This window comes from Sphingomonas naphthae, from assembly GCF_028607085.1.
Classification (GTDB): domain Bacteria; phylum Pseudomonadota; class Alphaproteobacteria; order Sphingomonadales; family Sphingomonadaceae; genus Sphingomonas_Q; species Sphingomonas_Q naphthae.
In genome coordinates this window covers 410,408-431,852 of the sequence record NZ_CP117411.1, presented here as the reverse complement: position 1 = coordinate 431,852, position 21,445 = coordinate 410,408, and the positions used below count along the sequence as shown (strand labels likewise).

General features: G+C 68.2%; 21 protein-coding genes. 4 read left to right on the top strand and 17 right to left on the bottom strand.

Annotated features, from left to right (window positions below; all coding sequences use genetic code 11):
- Nucleotides 1-26 precede the first annotated feature (26 nt).
- The 8 genes from PQ455_RS02175 to PQ455_RS02140 all read right to left on the bottom strand — a co-directional run bounded on the left by PQ455_RS02175 (nt 27) and on the right by PQ455_RS02140 (nt 6,722).
- Nucleotides 27-191, bottom strand: coding sequence for a hypothetical protein (locus PQ455_RS02175; RefSeq protein ID WP_273688791.1), 165 nt, complete (start codon nt 189-191; stop codon nt 27-29).
- A gap of 21 nt (nt 192-212) precedes the next feature.
- Entirely contained in the window at nt 213-2,837 is a 2,625-nt protein-coding gene (gene infB / locus PQ455_RS02170) for a translation initiation factor IF-2 (protein ID WP_273688789.1), read from the bottom strand.
- 69 nt (nt 2,838-2,906) lie between these two features.
- Entirely contained in the window at nt 2,907-3,596 is a 690-nt protein-coding gene (locus tag PQ455_RS02165; protein WP_273688787.1) for a DUF448 domain-containing protein, read from the bottom strand.
- Nucleotides 3,583-3,822 (bottom strand): tautomerase family protein, encoded by a 240-nt coding sequence (locus PQ455_RS02160; protein WP_273688785.1) that lies wholly within the window; start codon nt 3,820-3,822, stop codon nt 3,583-3,585. Before PQ455_RS02160 ends, PQ455_RS02165 begins: the two co-directional genes overlap by 14 nt.
- Nucleotides 3,822-5,447: a transcription termination factor NusA gene (gene nusA, locus PQ455_RS02155; protein ID WP_273688783.1), complete on the bottom strand. Its 1,626-nt coding sequence runs from the start codon at nt 5,445-5,447 to the stop codon at nt 3,822-3,824. Before nusA ends, PQ455_RS02160 begins: the two co-directional genes overlap by 1 nt.
- Nucleotides 5,448-5,454: 7 nt before the next feature.
- Entirely contained in the window at nt 5,455-5,979 is a 525-nt protein-coding gene (rimP, locus tag PQ455_RS02150) for a ribosome maturation protein RimP (RefSeq protein WP_273688781.1), read from the bottom strand.
- Between the two features lie 126 nt (nt 5,980-6,105).
- Nucleotides 6,106-6,486 (bottom strand): type II toxin-antitoxin system VapC family toxin, encoded by a 381-nt coding sequence (locus PQ455_RS02145; RefSeq protein ID WP_273688779.1) that lies wholly within the window; start codon nt 6,484-6,486, stop codon nt 6,106-6,108.
- Nucleotides 6,483-6,722, bottom strand: a complete 240-nt coding sequence (locus PQ455_RS02140) for a type II toxin-antitoxin system Phd/YefM family antitoxin (RefSeq protein ID WP_273688777.1) — start codon at nt 6,720-6,722, stop codon at nt 6,483-6,485. The genes PQ455_RS02145 and PQ455_RS02140 overlap by 4 nt, the downstream gene beginning before the upstream one ends.
- 117 nt (nt 6,723-6,839) lie before the next feature.
- Here PQ455_RS02140 and PQ455_RS02135 point away from each other — a divergent pair, with 117 nt between their 5' ends.
- Entirely contained in the window at nt 6,840-7,997 is a 1,158-nt protein-coding gene (locus tag PQ455_RS02135) for a PQQ-dependent sugar dehydrogenase (RefSeq protein ID WP_273688775.1), read from the top strand.
- Between the two features lie 42 nt (nt 7,998-8,039).
- On the opposite strand, the gene PQ455_RS02130 is transcribed toward PQ455_RS02135, so the two are convergent.
- The 3 genes from PQ455_RS02130 to prfB all read right to left on the bottom strand — a co-directional run bounded on the left by PQ455_RS02130 (nt 8,040) and on the right by prfB (nt 10,547).
- Nucleotides 8,040-8,642, bottom strand: coding sequence for a hemerythrin domain-containing protein (locus PQ455_RS02130; protein ID WP_273688773.1), 603 nt, complete (start codon nt 8,640-8,642; stop codon nt 8,040-8,042).
- A 73-nt stretch (nt 8,643-8,715) separates the two neighbouring features.
- Complete coding sequence (locus tag PQ455_RS02125; protein WP_273691189.1) at nt 8,716-9,387, bottom strand: class I SAM-dependent methyltransferase; 672 nt, start codon at nt 9,385-9,387, stop codon at nt 8,716-8,718.
- 32 nt (nt 9,388-9,419) lie between these two features.
- Nucleotides 9,420-10,547 carry a peptide chain release factor 2 gene (gene prfB / locus PQ455_RS02120; protein ID WP_273688772.1) on the bottom strand — a complete coding sequence of 376 codons (1,128 nt, stop codon included), beginning with the start codon at nt 10,545-10,547 and terminating at the stop codon, nt 9,420-9,422.
- A 261-nt stretch (nt 10,548-10,808) separates the two neighbouring features.
- Here prfB and PQ455_RS02115 point away from each other — a divergent pair, with 261 nt between their 5' ends.
- On the top strand, nt 10,809-13,634 hold the full coding sequence (locus PQ455_RS02115; RefSeq protein ID WP_273688770.1) for a valine--tRNA ligase: 2,826 nt from the start codon (nt 10,809-10,811) through the stop codon (nt 13,632-13,634).
- Nucleotides 13,631-14,074 carry a GNAT family acetyltransferase gene (locus tag PQ455_RS02110; RefSeq protein ID WP_273688768.1) on the top strand — a complete coding sequence of 148 codons (444 nt, stop codon included), beginning with the start codon at nt 13,631-13,633 and terminating at the stop codon, nt 14,072-14,074. Before PQ455_RS02115 ends, PQ455_RS02110 begins: the two co-directional genes overlap by 4 nt.
- 23 nt (nt 14,075-14,097) lie before the next feature.
- Here the strand turns inward: PQ455_RS02110 and galE are convergent, their stop codons facing one another.
- The 3 genes from galE to PQ455_RS02095 are packed head-to-tail and all read right to left on the bottom strand — an operon-like array spanning nt 14,098 to nt 17,456.
- Nucleotides 14,098-15,087 carry a UDP-glucose 4-epimerase GalE gene (galE, locus tag PQ455_RS02105; protein ID WP_273688767.1) on the bottom strand — a complete coding sequence of 330 codons (990 nt, stop codon included), beginning with the start codon at nt 15,085-15,087 and terminating at the stop codon, nt 14,098-14,100.
- Between the two features lie 58 nt (nt 15,088-15,145).
- On the bottom strand, nt 15,146-16,447 hold the full coding sequence (locus PQ455_RS02100) for a UDP-glucose dehydrogenase family protein (protein WP_273688766.1): 1,302 nt from the start codon (nt 16,445-16,447) through the stop codon (nt 15,146-15,148).
- 19 nt (nt 16,448-16,466) lie between these two features.
- Nucleotides 16,467-17,456 (bottom strand): family 8 glycosyl hydrolase, encoded by a 990-nt coding sequence (locus PQ455_RS02095; protein ID WP_273688765.1) that lies wholly within the window; start codon nt 17,454-17,456, stop codon nt 16,467-16,469.
- Between the two features lie 186 nt (nt 17,457-17,642).
- On the opposite strand from PQ455_RS02095, the gene msrA reads away from it, so the two are divergent.
- On the top strand, nt 17,643-18,191 hold the full coding sequence (msrA, locus tag PQ455_RS02090) for a peptide-methionine (S)-S-oxide reductase MsrA (RefSeq protein ID WP_273688764.1): 549 nt from the start codon (nt 17,643-17,645) through the stop codon (nt 18,189-18,191).
- 109 nt (nt 18,192-18,300) lie between these two features.
- On the opposite strand, the gene PQ455_RS02085 is transcribed toward msrA, so the two are convergent.
- The 3 genes from PQ455_RS02085 to PQ455_RS02075 all read right to left on the bottom strand — a co-directional run bounded on the left by PQ455_RS02085 (nt 18,301) and on the right by PQ455_RS02075 (nt 21,443).
- Nucleotides 18,301-19,935 carry a M28 family peptidase gene (locus PQ455_RS02085; RefSeq protein WP_273688763.1) on the bottom strand — a complete coding sequence of 545 codons (1,635 nt, stop codon included), beginning with the start codon at nt 19,933-19,935 and terminating at the stop codon, nt 18,301-18,303.
- A 144-nt stretch (nt 19,936-20,079) separates the two neighbouring features.
- Nucleotides 20,080-20,505 (bottom strand): dihydrofolate reductase, encoded by a 426-nt coding sequence (locus tag PQ455_RS02080; protein ID WP_420542854.1) that lies wholly within the window; start codon nt 20,503-20,505, stop codon nt 20,080-20,082.
- Between the two features lie 44 nt (nt 20,506-20,549).
- Nucleotides 20,550-21,443: a thymidylate synthase gene (locus tag PQ455_RS02075; RefSeq protein WP_273688759.1), complete on the bottom strand. Its 894-nt coding sequence runs from the start codon at nt 21,441-21,443 to the stop codon at nt 20,550-20,552.
- Between the last annotated feature and the right edge of the window lie 2 nt (nt 21,444-21,445).

Sequence of the window (21,445 nt, the reverse complement as noted above, 5' to 3'; positions counted from 1 at the left end):
GTTCCAGCGCCGGACCCCGCACCGGACTATCGGCGGCTCAACTCGATGATCTTCACCACCAGGCTGAGTATAGCGACCACAAGGGTGGCCACGCCGAGAACCAGAGCCAACACGATTTCAATATCTATATAAATCACCTCCTTGCGACGCGCAGGTTGCGCGCCGCCGGAAGGGATAAGCGGCCGGCGCATACAGCGCCAGCCGCCCGGTCATCACAGCGTCCGCGCGCGCTCCTCGACCTCGAACGTCTCGAGGAAGTCGCCGGCCTTCACGTCCACCGAATTCTCCAGCGTGATACCGCATTCGAGACCCGCGCGGACCTCGGCGACATCGTCCTTGAAGCGGCGGAGCGACGCGATCGAGCCGTTGTAGATGATGACGTCGTCGCGCGTGAGGCGGGCGCGCAGCGCCTTGCGGATGAAGCCCTCGGTGACGAGCAGGCCCGCCGCCTTGCCGTGCTTGCCGGCGGAGAAGACTTCGCGGACCTCGGCGCGGCCGACGACCGTCTCGAAATATTCGGGCCCAAGCTGGCCGGCCATGCCCGACCGGATCTCGTCGATCAGATCGTAGATGACGTCGTAATATTTCAGCGCCACGCCATCGCGCTGGGCGATCTCGCGGGCCTTGGCGTTGGCGCGGACGTTGAAGCCGATGATCGGCGCGCGTGACGCCGCCGCCAGCGACACGTCGCTCTCGGTGATGCCGCCGACGCCCGAGTGCAGGATGCGCACCTGGATATCGTCGGTCGAAATCTTGTTGAGCGAGCCCACGATCGCCTCGACCGAGCCTTGCGCATCGGCCTTGATGACCACCGGGAACTGCTGCGCCTGCTTCTCGCGCAGCGCCGAGAACATCGTTTCCAGATTGGCGGGCGCGTTGGTCGTCCGCTTCTGCTGGATCACGCCAGCCCGATATTCCGCGATCTCGCGGGCACGCGCCTCATTCTCGACGACCGACAGCTGGTCGGCCGAATGGGGCACGCCGGAGATGCCGAGCACCTCGACCGGGGTGGACGGGCCGGCGGTCTTCACCGTCTTGCCCTTGTCGTCGATGATCGCGCGCACCTTGCCGCTCTCGGCGCCGACGACGAAGATGTCGCCGGTCTTGAGCGTGCCACGGCGCACCAGCACCGTCGCGACGGGGCCACGGCCCTTGTCCAGCTGCGCCTCGACCACCACGCCCTCGGCGGGGCGATCGGGGTTGGCGGTCAGCTCCATCAGCTCGGCCTGAAGCTCGATCTTCTCGATCAGCTCGTCCAGCCCGGTGCCCTTGAGCGCCGAAACCTCGACCTCCTGGGTTTCGCCGCCCATGCTCTCCACCTGCACGTCATGCTGGAGGAGCGCCTCGCGGACGCGCTGCGGGTTGCTGCCCGGCTTGTCCATCTTGTTGATGGCCACGATCATCGGCTTGCCGGCCGCCTTGGTGTGGGCGATCGCCTCGATGGTCTGCGGGCGGATGCCGTCGTCGCCGGCGACCACGATCACGACGATGTCGGTCACGTCGGCGCCGCGCGCGCGCATCTGGCTGAACGCCTCGTGGCCCGGCGTATCGAGGAAGGTGATCTTCGTGCCCGACTTCACGGTCACCTGATAGGCGCCGATATGCTGGGTGATGCCGCCGGCCTCGCCCTTCACCACATCGGTGCCGCGCAGGGCATCGAGCAGGCTGGTCTTGCCGTGATCGACATGGCCCATGATCGTGACGACCGGGGGACGCGACTTGAGCGTCTCCGGCGCATCGACATCCGACTCGGTGATGAGATCGACGTCGCTTTCGGACACGCGCTTCAGATTGTGGCCGAATTCGGTGACGAGCAGCTCGGCCGTATCCTGGTCGATCGTCTGGTTGACGGTGACGGGCATGCCCATCTTGAACAGCGCCTTCACCAGATCGGCGCCACGCTCGGCCATGCGGTTGGCGAGTTCGGCGACGGTGATCGTCTCCGGCACGTTCACGTCGCGCACCTGCTTGGCGGACACCTGGCCCGACTGGTGGGCGCGCTTGTCCTTCTCGCGGGCGCGCTTCAGCGCGGCGAGGCTGCGGGCGCGGGCGCCGCTGTCGTCGTCGAGCGCGCGGGTGACGGTCAGCTTGCCCGACTGGCGGCGATCGTCGACGCCCTTGCGGTCGCGCGACGGCTTGGCCGGCTCGGGGCGCTTGGCCGGGGTGACGGGCGTGAAGCGGCGCGGCGCGGGAATCGCCGGGCGACCGCTCTCGGTCGCCGCCGCATCGGCGGCGGCCGGGGCGGGCGCGGCTTCGGCGACAGGCTCGGCCACCGGCGCGGACGCCTCGGCGACGGGCTCGGCCACCGGGGCCGGCGCGTTGGCGGCGGCTTCCTCGGCGCGGCTCTTGTCCTCGGCGCGGCGCTTGGCTTCCTCGATCGCCTCGGCCTTCAGCCGGTCGTCGCGACGACGCGCTTCCTCCAGCGCGGTCATGCGCGCCTCGTCGGCCTCGCGCAGCAGGCGCTCCTGCTGCTCGCGGCGCTCCAGCGGAGTCATCGGGCGCGACTGGACCGGCGGCGCCGGGCGCGGGGCAGGCGCGGGGGCCGGCGTCGGCGCGGGGGCCGGGGCGGGCGCGGCGACGATCGGCGCGGGCGCGGCCTCGGGCGCCGCCGGGCGCGGCGCCTCGATCACCGCGGCTTCGCCGGCGGCCTGCACTTCGGGCTCGGCCACCGGCGCCGGATCGCCGGGGCGGCGCAGCACGCGGGCCTTCTTCGTCTCGACGATCACCGTGTTCGAGCGGCCATGGCTGAAGCTCTGCTTCACCTTGCCCGTCTCCACGGTCCGCCGGACGCCCAGCGGCGCGCGCATCCCCAGTTTCGGCTTGTCGTTATCGCTCATCTGAACCCTTCGAACCCTTCGATCTCTTTACTCACACGCCTTGGCGCGCCTGCGGTCACTCGCGGCGCATCAAGGCTCGTCGTCCCATCCGATATATCGGCGCCAGCGGTCGAGCGCGTCCGAAACCCGTGCGGCGGCTGCCGGGGCGATGACGGCGATGTGTACCACGTTTTCACGCCCCAGCGCCATCGACAATATGGCGCGCGGCACCGGGATTATAAGCCCCCTGGCGCCCGATCCTTCCTCGTCGCGGCCGACTCGCAGCGCCTGATCCAGCTTGCGATTGCCGTCCGGCGCGGCATCGGCGGCGTGCAGCAGCAGCGCCACCTGCCCCTTGCGCGCGGCATCGGTGATCTTGTCGGTGCCGGTGATGAGCGTGCCGCCGCGCGCCTCCAGCCCCATCCGGTCGAGCGCGGCGCGCTCCAGCGCCTCGCCGATCCGGGTGGCGAGATCGGCGGGCACCGCGACGGCGCCCTTGAAGGCGCGGGCCAGCGCGCCCTTCAGCTTGCCCTTGGCGATGGCGGTGTCCAGCGTGGCGCGATCCACGCCGATCCACGCGCCCCGGCCGGGGGCCTTGGCGCGGATGTCGGGATGCACCTGCCCGTCCGGGCCGATCGCGAGACGGATCAGCCCGGCGCGCGGAGCCCGCTCGCCGGTGAGGATGCACTTGCGCTCGGGGACGTGCGTCCCCTTCACCCCGCCACGATGGGGGGTAGGCGCGTCCGCGGTCAGGCCGTTGGGATGCTCATCGTTTGTCATCCGCGGACGCGACCTCCTGAACAGGAGACGCGGGCGCGGGCGCGCGGTCGGCGATCAACTGACCGCCGGCCCCGTAATTCTCGAGGCTCAGCTCGGTGATGTTGATCTGCACAGCCGCCGCCGGCTTGCCGAGATGCTCGCCGAGCGCGCGCGTGATGTCGGCGACGAGTGCCGCCTTCTGCGCGCGCGTCGCCGAACCGGCCAGGCGGATGTCGACGAAGGGCATCAGGCCTCGCTCTCCGCGTCGGTGGCTGCGGCGGGCGCCGCTTCCGGCTCGTCACCGAACCAGCCGGCGGCCTGGCGGGCGGCCATGATGATCTCGTTGCCCTGCTCCATCGACAGGCCGTAGGTGGCGAGCACGCCGCCCTTGTCCTCCTTGGGGGCGGGCGCGCCCTCCTTGCGGCGGCGCGGTTCGGCACGCTTCTTCTCGACCAGCTCGTCGGTCGCCAGATCGCCCAGATCGTCGAGCGTCTTGATCCCGGCCTTGCCGAGCGTGACCAGCATCGCCTCGGTCAGATACGGCAGTTCGACCAGCGCATCCTCCACGCCGAGCGCCTGGCGCTCCTCGCGGTTGGCCTGCTCGCGGCGGTCGAGCGCTTCCTGCGCGCGGCTCTGAAGCTCCTGCGCGATCTCCTCGTCGAGGCCCTCGATCGCGGCGATCTCGTCGATCTCGACGTAGGCCACTTCCTCGAGGCTGGAAAAGCCCTCGGCGACGAGCAGCTGCGACAGCGTCTCGTCCACGTCCAGCTCGCCCTGGAACAGCTCGCTGTTCTGCACGAATTCCTTCTGGCGCTTCTCGCTGGCGTCGGCTTCGGTCAGGATGTCGATCGCATGGCCGGTCAGCTGGCTGGCGAGGCGCACGTTCTGGCCGCGACGGCCGATCGCGAGGCTCAGCTGATCGTCGGGCACGACCACCTCGATGCGGTTCTCCTCCTCGTCGATCACCACGCGGGCGACGTTGGCGGGCTGGAGCGCGTTGACCACGAAGGTCGCGGTGTCGGGCGACCAGGGGATGATGTCGATCTTCTCGCCCTGCATCTCCTGCACGACGGCCTGCACGCGGCTGCCCTTCATGCCGACGCACGCGCCGACCGGATCGATGCTGGAATCGCGGCTGATGACGCCGATCTTGGCGCGGCTGCCCGGATCGCGCGCGGCAGCCATGATCGTGATGACGCCGTCATAGATTTCCGGCACTTCCTGCGCGAACAGCTTCTTCATGAAATCGGGGTGGGCGCGGCTCAGGAAGATCTGCGGGCCGCGATTTTCGCGAACCACGCGCAGGATCAGCGAGCGGATGCGATCGCCGACGCGGACGACTTCGCGCGGGATCTGCGCGTCGCGGCGGATGACGCCCTCGGCGCGGCCCAGATCGACCACGACATGGCCGAACTCGACCCGCTTGACGACGCCGGTGATGATCTCGCCGGCGCGATCCTTGAATTCCTCATGCTGGCGCTCGCGCTCGGCATCGCGGACCTTCTGGAAGATCACCTGCTTGGCGGCCTGCGCGGCAATGCGGCCGAACTCGAAATTGGGCAGCGGATCGACGATGAAGTCGCCGACGGCGGCGCCCTTCTGCAACTTCTCCGCGTCCACCACGGAGACCTGCTTGAAATAATCCTCGACGTCCTCGACCACCTCGACGACGCGCCACAGGCGCAGGTCGCCCTGCTTGGTGTCGATCTTGGCGCGAATGTCGTTCTCCGCGCCATAGCGGGCGCGGGCGGCGCGCTGGATGGCGTCCTCCATCGCCTCGATCACGATCTCGCGATCGATCAGCTTCTCGCGCGCGACGGCGTCGGCGATGGCGAGCAGCTCGGCCTTGTTGGCGGAAATGGCGGTGGCCATCGTGCGATTATCCTTCCGTTGAGATCCGGTCCGCGCCTTCAACCGAAAGCGGCGCGGTCGCCTTGATGAGCTTGTCGGTCAAGACCAGCTTGGCCGACTGAATGTTGGTGTAGGGGATGGCGAACTGGCCGCCCTTGCCCCCGTCGAGCAGGATGGTCTCGCCATCCAGCCCTTGCAGCACGGCATCGAACTGCTTGCGCCCGTCGAGCCGCTCGACCAGCTTGATCCGCGCCGCGAAGCCCGCCCAGTCGGCGAAATCGGCCAGACGGGTCAGCGGGCGATCGATGCCGGGGGAGGAGACCTCCAGCCGATAGGCTTCCTCGATCGGATCGACCGTATCGAACAGATCGGACAGGCGGCGCGACAGCGCCTCGCAATCGGTCAGGTCGAGCTGGCGGGTGTCGGGCCGCTCGGCCATCACCTGCAAGGTTGGGTCGCTCTTGCCGCCGTTCATCTGCACGCGGACCAGCGAGAGCCCGAGCGCCTGCGCCTCGGGTTCGATCAGCTTCGTCAGGTGCGCGATATCGGTCAAAAGCCACTCCGGTAAAAAACCATGCGCCTTCGCGCGCCGGCTCCGGGGGAGCCGACCTCGGTGGAATTACCGATGTCGAGAAGACGAAGGGCGATATAGGCGCCTTCGCGGGAGTCGGCAAGCCGCTTACCAGAGGCGCCGCACACCGAATTGATCGAACGCTTCGTCGTTGGATACGAGCACCAGATTCTCGCTCAGCGCCTGCGCCGCCAGCATACGATCGAACGGATCCTTGTGCGTGCCGGGCATGTTGCCCGCCAGCAGCCCCTGCGCCGTCGTCAACGCCATGCGATCGAAACCCTGGAAATCGACGACGGCCTCGAAATGGCGAGCCAGATCCTCGGCCTCGGGCAGCTTGCCCAGCCGAACCTTCGTCGCGATCTCGACGGCCGACACGGCGCTGACGAGCTTGTCGTTGGCCGGGTCCATGATCTCGTCCCGCACTCGCATCCGTTCATCCCCGCGCACCCACCAGATCAGCGCATGGGTATCGAGCAGCAGCCTCAATCGCCTTCGCCATTCCAGAGACGCAATTCGTCCTCGGGCAGCGGATCCCAGAAGGATTCGCTCCAGCCGATCTTGCCCTTGAGCGCGCCGAATTGCGGCGTCCGCTTCGGCTTCACCGCCACCAGCTTCACCACCGGCTCCTTGCCGCGCGCGATCACCACCTCGCCGCCGGCCTCGACCTCGGCGATCAGGCGGGACAGATGGGTCTTGGCCTCGTGGACGGTCACGGTCGTCATGGGCTGAACTCCTTGGTCATCACTTAGCTAAGCGGGCCATCTTTCGCAATGGAGCCTTGATCCCCGCCCCTCGTTGAGCGAGGCGAAAGCACCCCCCTTCCCCCGGAGCCAAGACTGATGCGCGCGCCGACCCTGATCCTCACCTTGTCCGCCGCTCTGTCGATCGGCGGCGTCTGCTCCGCGCAGGGGCAGAACAGCGGCCCGGAGCCCAGCGCCATGAGCGCCAAGGGCGGCACGCCCGCCAAGGCTCCCACCTTCGCGCTGACCCAGATCGCCCAGCTCACCAATCCCTTCGCGGTCGTGCCGCTGCCGGACGGGCGGATGCTCGCCACCGAGAAGGACGGTGCGATGCGGCTGATCTCGGCGCGCGGGCAGCTGTCGGCGCCGCTGGCGGGCGTGCCCAAAGTGGAGGCGGTCGGCCAGGGCGGGCTGCTCGACGTGGCGCTGGCGCCGGGCTTCGCCAAGTCGGGCCTGATCTATTTCACTTTCTCCGAGCCCGCCGAAGGCGGTAGCCAGCTCGCGCTCGCCCGCGCGAAGCTCACGCCCGCCGCGCTGGAGGGCGTCACCGTGATCTTCCGCGGCGGATCGCCCGGCAAGGGCGGCCATTTCGGCTCGCGCATCGCCTTCCCGAAGGACGGCCGCAGCCTCTATCTCTCGGCCGGCGAGCGGCAGCGCTTCATCCCCGCGCAGGATCCCGCGCAGGCGCTGGGCAAGGTTCTCCACCTCACGCTCGACGGCAAGCCGTGGCCGGGCAATCCGGCGGCCAAGGCCGACGTGCCCGCCACCGCGATCACCGTCGGCCACCGCAACCCGCTCGGCATGGCCTTCGCGCCCAACGGCGCGCTGTGGGAGCTGGAGATGGGGCCGCTCGGCGGCGACGAACTCAACCTGATCGAGCCGGGCCGCAATTACGGCTGGCCGATCGTGTCCAACGGAGACCATTACAGCGGCAAGCCGATCCCCGATCACCCCACCCGCCCCGAATTCGCGGCGCCGCGACTGTGGTGGAACCCGGTGATCTCGCCGGGCAGCCTGACTTTCTACACCGGCACGCTCTTCCCCGGCTGGAAGGGCAGCGCGCTCATCAGCGGCCTCTCCTCCAAATCGATCGTCCGCGTGACGATCGACGACATGGGCCGCGCGAAGGAAGCCGAGCGGTTCGACATGGGAATGCGCGTGCGCGACGTGGTGCAGGCGGCGGACGGATCGCTGCTGGTGCTGGAGGATGGCGGCACCGACGGCCAGGGCCGGCTGTTCAGGGCGGTGCCGAGGTAATCGAAACTCCTCCCCGAGCAAGCTCGGGGAGGAACTTAAGGCCTACGCGATCTTCAAACCTTCCTTGTTCATCGCCACGAACAATTCGTGGTTCTGCTCGTCGCTCAGCGAGTGGCGCAGAGCCGGGAAGATGTCGCGCTCCTCTTCCTGCATGTGGGTTTCCAGCCGGCGGCGGAATTCGGCGACCTTGGCGATCCAGGCGGGGCTGTCCTTGGCCATCACCGTCAGGTCGTAGAGATATTGCTTCACATAGCCGTGGTCGCCGTTGAGCTTGTCGGCTTCCTCGGTCTGGCCATTGTCGCGCAGCGCCGCGTAGATCGCATTCTCCTCCTCCAGCGCATGCTTGGCCAGCGCATGCTTCAACTGCATCAGCAGGAAGGATCGCCTGGAGGTCTGCGCCTCGCCGGTCTCCTCGATCCTGTCGAACAGGGCGAGCGTCGCCTTATGCTCGGCGGCCAGCGCCTCGGCCCAGTCGCCCGCCAACGCGGTCGGCGCCTGGACGATCGCCTTGCGCACGAAATTCGCGGCGAAGCCCACGAACAGCCCGGCGGCAGCCGCGCCCGCGACGGCCACGGTGCTGAAGCCGGTGTCGGCGGCCTTGGCGGTCGTCCGGGTCTTGCGGCGGGTGGGGGCGGTGGTGGCCATGCTGAAATCTCCTCTGGTGTCGGGCGGGTGAACGCCCGAGCGGCGCATCGGGCTCCGACCGCCAAGGAAATCGTCAGGCGCGACAGGCCTTTATCGCGGCGGGTGCCGGGCGCGGGCCGGCGGCGCGGTAGAGCGAGAGATAGGCGTCGCGCCCCTTCAGCCGCACATGGCGGACCCGCGCATAGCCCACCGCCGCCATCTCGCAATCGAGCAGCTTTGGCGGCGTGCCGTGGCGCCCGGTGGCCTCGTCGATATCGACCACCACCAACTGCCCCTCCGGCTTCAGCGCCGGCCGCGTTCGCCACAGGAACTCGTAGGGCGACGACACCTCATGATACATGTGGATCATGAAGATGCGGTCGAACGAGGCCGGCGGCAGGCGCGGATCGGCCGGCAACCCCAGCCGCACCGAGACAGTGTCGAGCCTGTCGCGGCTGACCCGCTCGGCCAGCCGATCACGATAGGCCGGGACGATATCCTCGGCCAGCACTCGGCCATGGGCGCCGACCCGCTCGGCCAGCCGCACGGTATAATAGCCCTCGCCCGCGCCGAGATCGGCCACCGTCATCCCCGGCGTCACGCCCGCCGCGTCCATCACCGCGCGCGCCTCGCCCAGATCGTCGCGCGCCTGCTCGGTCGCCCATTTGTTCGACACTATCGCCGAGACAGGCCGGTCGGGCGCGGGAAAGGTCTCGCGCTCCCCCTCGGCCTCCGCCTTGGCGCAGGCCCCGAGCGACAGCAGCATCAGCCCCGCGATCGCGCAGGCTGCGCCGCCTCTCACTCGACATCCTCCACGTCGACCTTCTCGCCCGTCACCCGCTGCGACAGCGCCGCCGCCATGAAGCGATCGAGATCGCCGTCCAGCACGTCGGACGGCGCGGTCGAGGTCACGCCCGTCCGCAGATCCTTCACCAGCTGATAGGGCTGGAGGACATAGGAGCGGATCTGGTGGCCCCAGCCGATGTCGGTCTTGGTGGCGTTGGTGGCGTTGGCGGCGGCTTCGCGCTCGGCCAGTTCGCGCTCGTAGAGGCGGGCGCGCAGCTGGTTGTACGCCTCGGCCTTGTTCTTGTGCTGCGATCGCTGGTTCTGGCACTGCACGACGATGCCGGTGGGGATATGCGTGATGCGCACCGCCGAATCGGTCGTGTTGATGTGCTGCCCGCCCGCGCCCGAGGCGCGATAGGTGTCGATGCGCAGGTCGCTCTCGTTATACTGCACCTCGATATTGTCATCGACTTCCGGGTAGACCCAGACGCTGGCGAAGCTGGTGTGGCGGCGCGCGGCGCTGTCATAGGGGCTGATGCGGACGAGGCGGTGGACGCCGCTCTCGGTCTTGGCATAGCCATAGGCGTTCTCGCCCTTCAGCAGCATCGTCGCGGACTTGATGCCCGCCTGCTCGCCGCCGTGATAGTCGATCAGCTCCACCTTCAGCCCGTGCCGCTCGGCCCAGCGCTGGTACATGCGCTGGAGCATCGAGGCCCAATCCTGGCTCTCGGTGCCGCCCGCGCCGGCGTTCACCTCGATATAGCTGTTGTTGCCGTCGGCCTCGCCCGCCAGCAAGGCGGTGATCTTGTCGCGCTCGGCCCGCTCTGCCAGCTGCCCCAGGCTCTCGACGCCCTCGTCGGCCAGCACGGCATCGCCTTCGGCATCGGCCATCTCGATCAGTTCGACGGTGTCGGCCGTTTCCTGCTCGATCGCGCGCACGGCGGCGACCGCCTCGTCCAGCCGGCGCCGCTCGCGCATCACGGCCTGCGCCTGCTTGGCGTCGTCCCAGAGCCTGGGATCCTCGACGCGATTGTTCAGCTCGTCGAGCCGGCGCAGCGCGCGGTCCCAATCGAGGAAGCGGCGGACCAGAGCCATCGCCTGGTTGATCTGGTCGACATGGGCTTGCGCTTCGGCGCGCATGGGACGTCTCCGTGGGGCCGGACAGGCCCGGCCAAAGGCGCGTAGATAGAGATTTGTGGGCGGCGTGCCAGTGTTGGTTTGAAGAGATCCTCCCCTGCAAGGGCAGGGGGACCACCCGCAGGGTGGTGGAGGGGTGACCCCTTATCGAGAGGGCGACACCCCTCCGTCAGCCCTGCGGGCTGCCACCTCCCCTGCAAGGGGAGGATTGTAAGGCACCCAAGGTTGATCCCCCGCCCCGCACCGCTTACGGCTCCGCCCGCCATGACCATCGACAAGACCTTCGACCCCGCCGCCATCGAGGCGCGCTGGTATGCCCATTGGGAAACCACCGGCCAGTTCCACGCCGAGCGGCCGGGGGCCGAGCCCTTCACCATCGTCAACCCGCCGCCCAACGTGACGGGGTCGCTCCACATCGGCCATGCGCTCGACAATACGTTGCAGGACATCCTCGTCCGCCACGCGCGCCTCAAGGGGCGCGATGCGGTGTGGGTGGTCGGCACCGACCATGCGGGCATCGCCACGCAGATGGTGGTCGAGCGCCAGCTCGACGCCGAGGGGCTGAAGCGCGCCGACATGGGGCGCGAGGCGTTCCTCGAACGCGTGTGGCAATGGAAGGAAGAGAGCGGCGGCCAGATCACCCGCCAGCTCCGCCGGCTGGGCGCCTCGTGCGACTGGGCCAACGAGCGGTTCACGATGGACGAGGGCTTCTCGAAGGCCGTCGCCCACGTCTTCGTCGAGCTGCACAAACGCGGGCTGCTGTATCGCGACAAAAGGCTGGTGAACTGGGATCCCCATTTCCGCACCGCCATCTCCGACCTTGAGGTCGAGACGCGCGAGATACAGGGCAAGTTCTGGCATCTGAGCTATCCGCTCGCCGACGGCTCCGGCACCATCTCGGTCGCGACGACGCGGCCGGAGACGATGCTGGCCGACATGGCCGTCGCGGTGAACCCCGCCGACGAACGCTATACCGCGCTGATCGGCAAGAAAGTCCGCCTGCCGATCACCGGCCGCGAAATGCCGATCGTGGCGGACGAGCATGCCGATCCCGAACTGGGATCGGGCGCGGTGAAGATCACGCCGGGCCACGACTTCAACGATTTCGAGGTCGGCCGCCGCGCGGGCTTCGCCGCCGGCGACATGCTCAACATGCTCGATGCGGGCGGCGCCATTTGCCAGACGGCGGACGGACTGATCCCGGCCGAACTGATCGGCCTCGACCGCTTCGCCGCGCGCAAGCGGATCGTCGAGCTGCTCGATGCGGCCGGCGCGCTGGAGAAGGTCGAGGATCGCGTCATCCAGACGCCCTACGGCGACCGATCGGGCGTGGTGATCGAGCCGTGGCTGACCGACCAGTGGTATGTCGACGCCAAGACGCTGGCCCAGCCCGCGCTGGAAGCGGTGCGGACCGGCGCGATCAAGGTCGTGCCCGAAAGCTGGAAGAAGACCTATTACAATTGGCTGGAGAACATCCAGCCATGGTGCGTCTCGCGCCAATTGTGGTGGGGACACCGTATCCCAGCTTGGTATGGACCAAAGCGTATCGAAGGGGATGCGCTTTCCAATTTCGGTGCCACTGTCGAGGATATCGCCTTCGTCGCAAACGACGTGAACGATGTCCAAACTCAGTTGGCTGCCTATTATGGCGACGATAAGAACTTCGTTATCCTCGATAGCGAGGAAGAATATCTGGAGTGGGACAGCGCCGTTAGCAGCAACGAAAAGCTGCGGATGGAAAATCAGAACAAGGTTGCGATCTGGCGTGAAACCGACGTCCTCGACACCTGGTTCTCCTCCGCGCTCTGGCCGTTCGGCACGCTCGGCTGGCCGGATAAGGATCCCCGAGAGACCGGGCGATATCCCAACGACGTGCTGATCTCGGGCTTCGACATCCTCTTCTTCTGGGATGCCCGCATGATCATGCAGGGCATCGAGTTCATGAAGGACGTGCCGTTCCGCACGCTCTACCTCCACGGCCTCGTCCGCGACGCGACGGGTGCCAAGATGTCCAAGTCCAAGGGCAACACCGTCGATCCGCTCGGCCTGATCGACAAATACGGCGCCGACGCGCTGCGCTTCACGCTGTCCGCGATGGAGAGCCAGGGGCGGGACATCAAGCTCGATGAAAAGCGGGTCGAGGGCTATCGCAACTTCGCGACCAAGCTGTGGAACGCGGCCCGCTTCGCGCAGGGCAATGGCATCGGCGCCTCCTCCACGCTGGAGCCGCCGCCCGCGACCCTCGCGGTCAACCGCTGGATCGTGGCCGAGACAGTCAAGACCATCCAGGCGCTCGATCTGGCGCTGGCCGACCTGCGCTTCGACGAGGCCGCCAACATCATCTACCAGTTCGTCTGGTCGCGCTTCTGCGACTGGTATCTGGAACTGATCAAGCCTGTCCTGAGCAAAGTCGAAGGGCCCTCCTTCGCCGAGGGTGCGGACGAAGCGCAGGCCGCCGAGACGCGCGCGGTGGCGGGCTGGGTGCTGGATCAGATCCTCGTCATCCTCCACCCCTTCATGCCCTTCCTCACCGAAGAGCTGTGGCACGCGCTCGGCGAGCGGGAGTACGATTTGATCGTCGCGAAATGGCCGATGGCCGACGCCCGCGCGATCGATCCGGCCGCGCTGGAGGAGATCGACTGGCTGATCCGCCTGGTTTCCGAAGTCCGCGCCGCCCGCGCCGAACTCAACGTGCCGCCGGGGGCCAAGCTGCCTTTGTTCGTCGCCGATCCCTCGGCCGAAACCGAGGCGCGGCTCGACCGAAATTATGCCGCGCTCACCCGCATGGCGCGACTGGCGGGCGTGCATCGCGAGGCGTTCGCCGGGTCGGGCGCCGCGCAGGTGATCGTCGGCGCCGAAACCTATGCGCTCCCCTTGGAAGGCGTGATCGATCTCGCCGCCGAGAAGGCGCGGCTCGCCAAGGCGGCGGAAGGGGCGGAGAAGGAACGCGACGCGCTCGACAAGCGCCTGTCCAACCCCGGCTTCGTCGAAAAGGCCAAGCCCGAGGCGATCGACAAGGCCCGCGCCGACCATGCCGATCGCTCCGCCGAAGCCGAGCGGCTGCGCGCCGCGCTCGACCGGCTGGGGTGACGGCGGCCGGCATCCCGATCGGCCGGCTCGATCCGGCCGAGACGGAGGCGGCGGTCGCCTTGTGGCAGGCGGCCGGCCTCACCCGGCCGTGGAACGACCCCCGCGCCGACATCGCCGCCGCGCTGGCCTGCCCCACCGCCACCATCCTCGCCGCGCGTGAGGATGGTGGCGGGACAGGCGATCGGCTGGTGGCGACGGTGATGGCCGGCTTCGACGGCCATCGCGGCTGGCTCTATTACCTCGCGGTGGCCGACGACCGGCGCGGGCAGGGTCTGGGCCGCGCGATGGTCGCGGCGGCGGAGGCATGGCTGGCGGCCGAAGGCGCGCCCAAGGTGCAGCTGATGATCCGCGCGGACAATGCGGCGGCGCGGGGGTTCTACGGCCGGCTGGGCTATGAGCAGAGCGACGTGATGGTCGTCGGCAAGCGGCTGGATCGATAGCCGCAGGGTCGGCCTCGTCCCCCCTACCCTCGATTGTGCAGCGGGTTGGCCGGCGCGTTGGTCCAGTCCCACGCGGTGCGCATGATGTGGTCGAGCGACGAATGCTCCGCCTTCCAGCCGAGCAGGTCGAGCGCCTTGCCGGCATCGGCGACGAGGCTGGGCGGATCGCCCGCGCGGCGTGGCCTGGCCTCGACGCGGAAGTCGCGGCCCGTCACGGCGCGCGCCGCATCGACCAGCTCGCGCACCGACTGGCCATGGCCCGTGCCCAGGTTGATCGCCTCGAACCGCGCCGCGCCGGAGAGCGTCAGCGCGCGGACATGGGCTTCGGCCAGATCGGTGACGTGGAGATAATCGCGGATGCAGGTGCCGTCGGGCGTGTCGTAATCGTCGCCGAAGATCGCGAAGCCCGCGCGCTTGCCCGCCGCCGCCATCAGCAGCAGGGGAATGGCGTGGGTTTCGGGATCGTGCGCCTCGCCGATCAGCCCGCCCGGATCGGCGCCGGCCGCGTTGAAATAGCGCAGCGCCGTGCAGCTGAGGCCATGCGCCGCCGAGGCGCTGCGCAGCAGCATCTCGCAGGCGAGCTTGGATTCGCCATAGGGGTTGATCGGTTGGACGGCCTGCGTTTCCAGGATCGGCACATGGCTCGGGATGCCATAGGTCGCAGCCGTGCTGGAAAAGACGAACGTGCCGATCCTGCCGCGCAGCGCCGCCTCGACCAGCGCGACCGTCCCGCCGACATTGTTGCGGAAATACAGCTCCGGCCGCTGCATCGATTCGCCCACCTGCGACAGCGCGGCGAAGTGGACGATCGCCTCGGGCCGGTGCGCGGAAATGGCGGCGTCGAGCGCGGCCGGATCGGTCACGTCGCCCACCACCAGCGGGCCGAAACGGGCGAGCGCGCGATGGCCGGTGGACAGATTGTCGAAGGTGATCGGCGTGTGGCCATGTTCGGCCAGCCGCTTGGCGGTGTGGCTGCCGATATAGCCGGCCCCGCCGGTGACGAGCACCTTCATGCCCGGCATCCCTTCTGTCCGTCGTCGATCATCGCGCGTCCGCTATCGGTTTCTCCCGTTAACGGCCGACGCCGGTATAGCTGAAGCCCGCCTTGTCGATCTCACGCGAGGGATAGATGTTGCGCAGGTCGACCAGCACCTTTTCGGCCATCACCGTCGCCATGCGGTTGAGATCGAGCGCGCGGAACTCGCTCCACTCGGTCACGATCACCAGCGCGCTGGCGCCCTCGGCCGCCACATAGGGGCCGTCGCACATCTCGACGCCCGGCATCAGCGGCCGGGCCTGTTCCATGCCCTCGGGATCGTAGGCGCGGATCTTGGCGCCGGCATCCTGCAAGGCCTGCACCACCGCGATCGAGGGCGCGTCGCGCATGTCGTCGGTCTCGGGCTTGAAGGTCAGGCCCAGCACCGCGACGGTCTTGCCGCGCGCGTCGCCGCCCATCGCCTTCAGCACCTTGCGGCCCATGGCGCGCTTGCGGCTGTCGTTGACCTGCACGGTCGCCTCCACGATCCGCTGCGGCGTCTGATAATCCTCGGAAGTCTTGAGGAGCGCCAGCGTGTCCTTCGGGAAGCACGACCCGCCATAGCCGGGGCCGGCGTGGAGGAATTTGGAACCGATGCGATTGTCGAGGCCGATGCCGCGCGACACGTCCTGCACGTTGGCGCCCACCGCCTCGCACAGATCGGCGATCTCGTTGATGAAGGTGATCTTCACCGCGAGGAAGGCGTTGGCGGCATATTTGATGAGTTCGCTGGTGCGGCGGCTGACGAACAGCAGGGGCGCCTGGTTGAGGTACAGCGGGCGATAGATTTCGCGCATCACCTCCTTGGCGTCCTCGCTCTCGGTGCCGCAGACGATGCGGTCGGGCCGCTTGAAATCGTCGATCGCGGCACCTTCGCGCAGGAATTCCGGGTTGGAGACGACATGCGCCTGGATGTCGGGGTTCACCTCGCGGATGATCCGCTCGACCTCGTCGCCGGTGCCGACCGGCACGGTCGATTTGGTGACGATCACGACCGGCTTCTTCACCGCCGCCGCAATCTCGCGCGTGGCGGCGAACACGTAGGAGAGATCGGCATGGCCATCGCCCCGGCGCGAGGGGGTACCGACGCCGATGAACACCGCGTCGGCATCGGCCACAGCGGCGGCGAGATCGGTGGTGAAGGTGAGCCGGCCCGCCTTCACGTTGGACGACACCAGATCTTCCAGCCCCGGCTCGTAGATCGGCATCTTGCCGGCCTCGATCGAGGCGATCTTGCCCGCGTCCTTGTCCACGCAGATCACGTCATGGCCGAAATCGGAGAAGCAGGCCCCCGAGACGAGGCCGACATAGCCGGTGCCGATCATCGCAATGCGCATTTTCGCTATTCTCCGTGATTCATGCGAGCCGCGCCTCTTTGGAGGCGGTGCCGGCGAGGAGGAAGAGGGTCGAGGAATAATAATCGTCGGTGGGCGCGATCGTCCCGCCTATCGGATTGCCGAGCGTCACCTTTGCGACGGCCTTGGCGCCGGTCGACATGGGGAAGGTGGCGCGCTGGCCGGAGAAGACGTCGATCCACGGCGTGAAGTTCGCCTCTTCCGACCAATAGGTGCGGAAGGGGGCGGCCAGTTCGGTGCGGCGGCTCCAGGTGAGGTAGAGCGGCACCCGGATCGCATCGAAGCCGAAGTGGGTCGGGCGGCCGTCGGTCGGGTGGACCGGGCCGGAGGGATCGAGATCGACCCAGTCGGTCGGCAGCGACGCGAAGCCGAAGCGCGCGTCCGCCGTGAGCTTCTCGCCATGATCGATCACCAGCCCCCACGGGCCATCGGGATCCTCGGCGCGGAAGGCGTCGAGCGCGGGCCAGACGTAATAGGACGGGTTCAGCGTCGTCCGCTGCGGCGTGACGAAGCCTTGCAGGCCCGGCAGCAGCACGATCCGGCCATAGATCGGCACGACCAGGCTGGTGCCGATCGCCACGCGGATCGCGCGGCTGTGATCGGCGTAATTGGCGGCACCCCAGCGCTTGGCGGCGCGCAGCAGCGCCCAGGCGATCAGCAGGTCGCCGTCGGTCGCGTTGTTGGTGTCGGCCACCGGCGGCTTGCCGGCGGGATCGAACCGCCACGAGAACAGCCGCACGTCGCGCCGGCCCAGCACCGCGTCGGTCCAGCCCCAGATCCGGTCGAACAGCACCCGATCGCCATTGGCTTCGGCCAGCAGCATGCCATAGCCCTGCCCCTCGGAATGGCTGACGCTGGCGTTGCCGGTATCGGTGACCCGCCCGTCCGGCTGGACGAAGCGGCTCTTCCAATCCTTCCACGGATCGGCGGGCTTGGCCGCAGGCGGGGAGGCCGCGCAGCCGAAGAGCGTGGAGAGGAGAACCGAAGCCATCATCGTGCGTCGATCAACCATAGTCTCGGGGATGCTCGGCATCTGGAGGGATGAGCCTTCGGCTAAGGGGGTTAGGCGATAGTATGTCGCACCGCAATATGAACCGGTCCTTTAACGATCGTCGCTAACGCTGGCATTCCGCCGAAGCGGACCTATCTCTTCGCCAAAGCGCGCAAGGAGAACGACATGGCGACCGAAACCGCAACCCTGGCCGGTGGATGCTTCTGGTGCATCGAGGCGGCCTTCGACGACATCGTCGGCGTGGACTCGGTCGAAAGCGGCTATATCGGCGGATCGGTCGAGGCGCCGACCTACAAGCAGGTCTGTTCCGGGACGACCGGCCATGCCGAGGCGGTGCGGATCGACTATGATTCGGCCGTCATCAGCTATGACGAGATCCTCGACATCTTCTTCCACCTGCACGATCCCACCCAGCTGAACCGTCAGGGCAACGACGTGGGGCCGCAATATCGCTCGGCGATCTTCCCGCACTCACCCGAGCAGGAAGCGTCGGCCAGGGCCGCGATCGCGCGTGCCGGCGAGGATTGGCCGAAGCCCGTCGTCACGACGATCGAGCCGCTGGCGCGCTGGTGGCCGGCCGAGGATTATCATCAGGAATATTTCGCCCGCGAAGGCGCCGGCAACGGCTATTGCACCGTCGTGGTGGCGCCCAAGCTGGCCAAGTTCCGCAAGAGCTATGCCGCGCGGCTGAAGGACAGCGTCGCGGCGAGCTGATACGTCACCTCACCGTTCGTCCCGAGCGAAGTCGAGGGACGCGAGGCTGGACGTACCGTTTTGGGGCACGTCCCTCGACTTCGCTCGGGACGAACGGTGATTTCGGTTCTTACTTTCGCGCCGCCGCGCTCTTGTCCCGCAGCGCCTTGAACTCCGTCCCGGCGCGCCACGCCGGCCAGCGGCGGCTGTTCGCCAGATCGCGGCCGATCGTCACGAACAGCGCCGTATCCTCCGCCGCGCCTTCGAGATTCCAGTCCGCGCCGTAGGCGTCGCAGCTCTTGTGGTAGCAGCGGTCGGTATAATCCTTCACCCAGGCGTCGCCGGCCGCGCGGCCGCCGTTCACCAGATCGGCGCCGCCGCCGATGCCCATCATCAGCAGCACCGGCACGCCGCGCTTGGCGAGCGAGAAATGGTCGGCGCGGTAGAAGAGCCCGCGTTCGGGCCTGGCGTCGGGCGTGACGGTGCGGCCCTGCGCCCTGGCCGCCGCGACGAGGGCATCGTCGAGGTCGCTCTGCCCGCCGCCGATCTGCACCACGTCATGCGCACGGCCGGCGGTCTGGAAGATATCGTAGGTGAAATTGGCGACGGTCTTTTCCAGCGGCACCAGCGGCTTGCGGGCATAGGCCTCCGATCCCAGCAACCCGCGCTCCTCGGCGGTCCAGGCGGCGAAGACGATGCTGCGGGCGGGCTTCGGCCCGGCGACGAACAGCCGCGCCGCCTCCAGCACGGCGGCGACGCCCAGCGCATCGTCGTTGGCACCGGGGCGGACACGCTTGTTCTCCGCGTCGGGTGTGCCGAGGCCATAGGCGTCCCAATGCGCCGCATAGACGATCGCCTCGTCGGCGTGGGTGGTGCCGGGCAGCTTCGCCAGCACATTGTGGCTCTGGACCACCTCATGGCTGACGGGGATGGCCGCGTCGAAGCTCTGGCCCTTCAGTTCGACGGGCTGGAAATCCGCCCTGCGCGCCGCGACGCGCAGCGCCGCCAGATCGAGCCCGGCCGCCTGGAACAGCGCGCCCGCCGCTTCGCCCGAAAGCCAGCCCTGCAACGGCAGGCCCTGCCGTTCGCCCGCGCCGCGCAGCAGATCGTAATTGCCGCCACCGCCCGCGACGACGGTGGACCAGCCATAGCCCGCGCCCATGTCATGCACGATCAGCGCCGCGATCGCCCCGCGCCGGGCAGCCTCCTCGTACTTGTAGGTCCAGCGGCCATAATAGGTCATCGCCTTGCCGCTGAAGCGGCCCGCGACCGGCTCGTCGGCGGCGGCATCATAATCGGGATCGTTGATGAGGAAGACGGCGACCTTGCCCTTGAGATCGACGCCCTTGAAATCGTCCCACTGTTTCTCGGGCGCGCTGACGCCATAGCCGACGAATACCATGGGGGCCGCGGCGATGGCGACCCGGTCGATCGGGCGGACGGTGGTGGCGTAGATATCCTTGCCCATCGCGAGCGCCTTGCCGCCGGCCGCGAGCGTCTCGGGCGTGCCGAGCTGGGTGCGCACCAGCGGCACCGCCTGCGTCCACCCGCCCTTGTCACCGGCGGGTTGCAGGCCGAGCGCCTTGAAGCGGCCGACGAGATAGTCGATCGTCTTGGTCTCGCCGGGCGTACCGGGGCCACGCCCCTCGAACGCGTCAGAGGCGAGGATCTTCACGGTTTCGGCGAGGCGGGCGGGGTCCACCGCCGGTGGGGCGGCGGCGAGCGGGGTGGAGGCCAGCAGGAAAGCGAGGGCGGGGAGCTTCATGGTCTGGTCCTTTCAGGCATCGACCGCCTGCAAAATATCAAAGTCTGTCATTGCGAGCGCAAGCGAAGCAATCCAGCCTGTCCGCCTGGCACAACCGTCGGAACTGGATTGCGTCGCTTGCTCGCAATGACGAAGCGTTGGTGTTCAATCCCGCACCAGCGTCACGAAATCGAAATCCTCGCCGCCCATCTCGCGCGCCTCGACCCGCCAGCCGGTGCCCAGCGGCGGCATTCTGGTGTCGCCATCCACCACGCGATGCACCTCGGTCAGTTCGATCTTCTTGGCCAGCGGCAGCGCCAACCGGTAGATCTCCGCCCCGCCGATCACCGCGATCTCCGCCACATCGCCCGCCGCCGCGATCGCCTCCGCGATCGACCCGACCGGCTCGGCCCCTTCCGCGCGCCAGCCCGCATCGCGGGTCAGCACGATGTGGCGCCGGCCCGGCAACAGGCCGGGCAGGCTCTCGAAGGTCTTGCGGCCCATCAGCATCGGCTTGCCCATGGTGCGCTTCTTGAAATGCTTGAGGTCGCCGGGCAGCCGCCACGGCAGGCCGCCATCCTTGCCGATCATATTGTTGTCCGATCGGGCGACGTAGAGGACGAGTTCGGGCACGCTCACACCGCCACCTCGGCCTTGATCGGCGCGTGCGGGGCGTAGCCCTCGACAACGAAATCCTCGATCCGATAGCCGTCGATACTGTCCGGCCGCCGCGCCAGCCGCATCGTCGGGGCGGGGCGGGGATCGCGGGTCAGCTGCTCGCGCGCCTGCTCCAGATGGTTGCTGTAGAGGTGGACGTCGCCGCCGACCCACACCAGCTCGCCCGGCGCCAGATCGGCCTGCTGCGCCAGCATCAGCAGCAGCGCCGCCGCCCCCGTCCAGTTGAACGGCGCGCCCAGCAGCAGATCGGCCGATCGCTGGAGCAGCAGGCAGTTGAGCCGCCCCTTCGACGTGACGTGGAATTGATAGACCATGTGGCATGGCGGCAGCGCCATCCCCTCCAGCTCGGCCACGTTCCAAGCGTGGAACAGCATCCGCCGGCTCGCGGGATTGGTGCGCAGCGTCTCCACCAGCGTGGCGATCTGGTCGTGTTCGCGCCCGTCGGCACCCAGCCAGCGGCGCCATTGCTTGCCATAGACGGGGCCGAGTTCGCCCCAGCGCGCCGCGAAATCGGCATCGGCTACGATCCGCGCCTCGAAATCGGCCTGCGCGATCGGCTCGCCGGTTTGCTTGCGGTAATACGCCAGCGGCCAGTCGCTCCAGATGGTGACGCCCACCTGAAGCAATTCGCGGATGTTGGTGCCGCCGGTCAGGAACCACAGCATCTCGCGCACCGCCGTCTTCCAATAGACGCGCTTGGTGGTGAGGATCGGCACGATCCCGTCCGACAGATCGAACCGGGTCATCGCCCCGAATATCGAGAGCGTGCCGACGCCGGTGCGGTCGCGCCGCTCGTCGCCGTCCGCCAGCACGCGGCGGATCAGGTCGAGATATTGTTCGTCGGCGCCCATCG

Coding starts and splice junctions, on each gene's coding strand:
- prfB (WP_273688772.1), bottom strand. CDS start 10,547: ATGCGCGCCGAAGCGCAAGCCCATGTCGACCAGATCAACCAGGCGATG.
- infB (WP_273688789.1), bottom strand. CDS start 2,837: ATGAGCGATAACGACAAGCCGAAACTGGGGATGCGCGCGCCGCTGGGC.
- PQ455_RS02135 (WP_273688775.1), top strand. CDS start 6,840: ATGCGCGCGCCGACCCTGATCCTCACCTTGTCCGCCGCTCTGTCGATC.
- PQ455_RS02140 (WP_273688777.1), bottom strand. CDS start 6,722: ATGACGACCGTGACCGTCCACGAGGCCAAGACCCATCTGTCCCGCCTG.
- PQ455_RS02115 (WP_273688770.1), top strand. CDS start 10,809: ATGACCATCGACAAGACCTTCGACCCCGCCGCCATCGAGGCGCGCTGG.
- PQ455_RS02100 (WP_273688766.1), bottom strand. CDS start 16,447: ATGCGCATTGCGATGATCGGCACCGGCTATGTCGGCCTCGTCTCGGGG.
- PQ455_RS02125 (WP_273691189.1), bottom strand. CDS start 9,387: ATGCTGCTGTCGCTCGGGGCCTGCGCCAAGGCGGAGGCCGAGGGGGAG.
- PQ455_RS02085 (WP_273688763.1), bottom strand. CDS start 19,935: ATGAAGCTCCCCGCCCTCGCTTTCCTGCTGGCCTCCACCCCGCTCGCC.
- PQ455_RS02165 (WP_273688787.1), bottom strand. CDS start 3,596: ATGACAAACGATGAGCATCCCAACGGCCTGACCGCGGACGCGCCTACC.
- PQ455_RS02130 (WP_273688773.1), bottom strand. CDS start 8,642: ATGGCCACCACCGCCCCCACCCGCCGCAAGACCCGGACGACCGCCAAG.
- PQ455_RS02095 (WP_273688765.1), bottom strand. CDS start 17,456: ATGGCTTCGGTTCTCCTCTCCACGCTCTTCGGCTGCGCGGCCTCCCCG.
- PQ455_RS02080 (WP_420542854.1), bottom strand. CDS start 20,505: ATGATCGGCAAGGATGGCGGCCTGCCGTGGCGGCTGCCCGGCGACCTC.
- PQ455_RS02075 (WP_273688759.1), bottom strand. CDS start 21,443: ATGGGCGCCGACGAACAATATCTCGACCTGATCCGCCGCGTGCTGGCG.
- galE (WP_273688767.1), bottom strand. CDS start 15,087: ATGAAGGTGCTCGTCACCGGCGGGGCCGGCTATATCGGCAGCCACACC.
- PQ455_RS02160 (WP_273688785.1), bottom strand. CDS start 3,822: ATGCCCTTCGTCGACATCCGCCTGGCCGGTTCGGCGACGCGCGCGCAG.
- PQ455_RS02175 (WP_273688791.1), bottom strand. CDS start 191: ATGCGCCGGCCGCTTATCCCTTCCGGCGGCGCGCAACCTGCGCGTCGC.
- msrA (WP_273688764.1), top strand. CDS start 17,643: ATGGCGACCGAAACCGCAACCCTGGCCGGTGGATGCTTCTGGTGCATC.
- nusA (WP_273688783.1), bottom strand. CDS start 5,447: ATGGCCACCGCCATTTCCGCCAACAAGGCCGAGCTGCTCGCCATCGCC.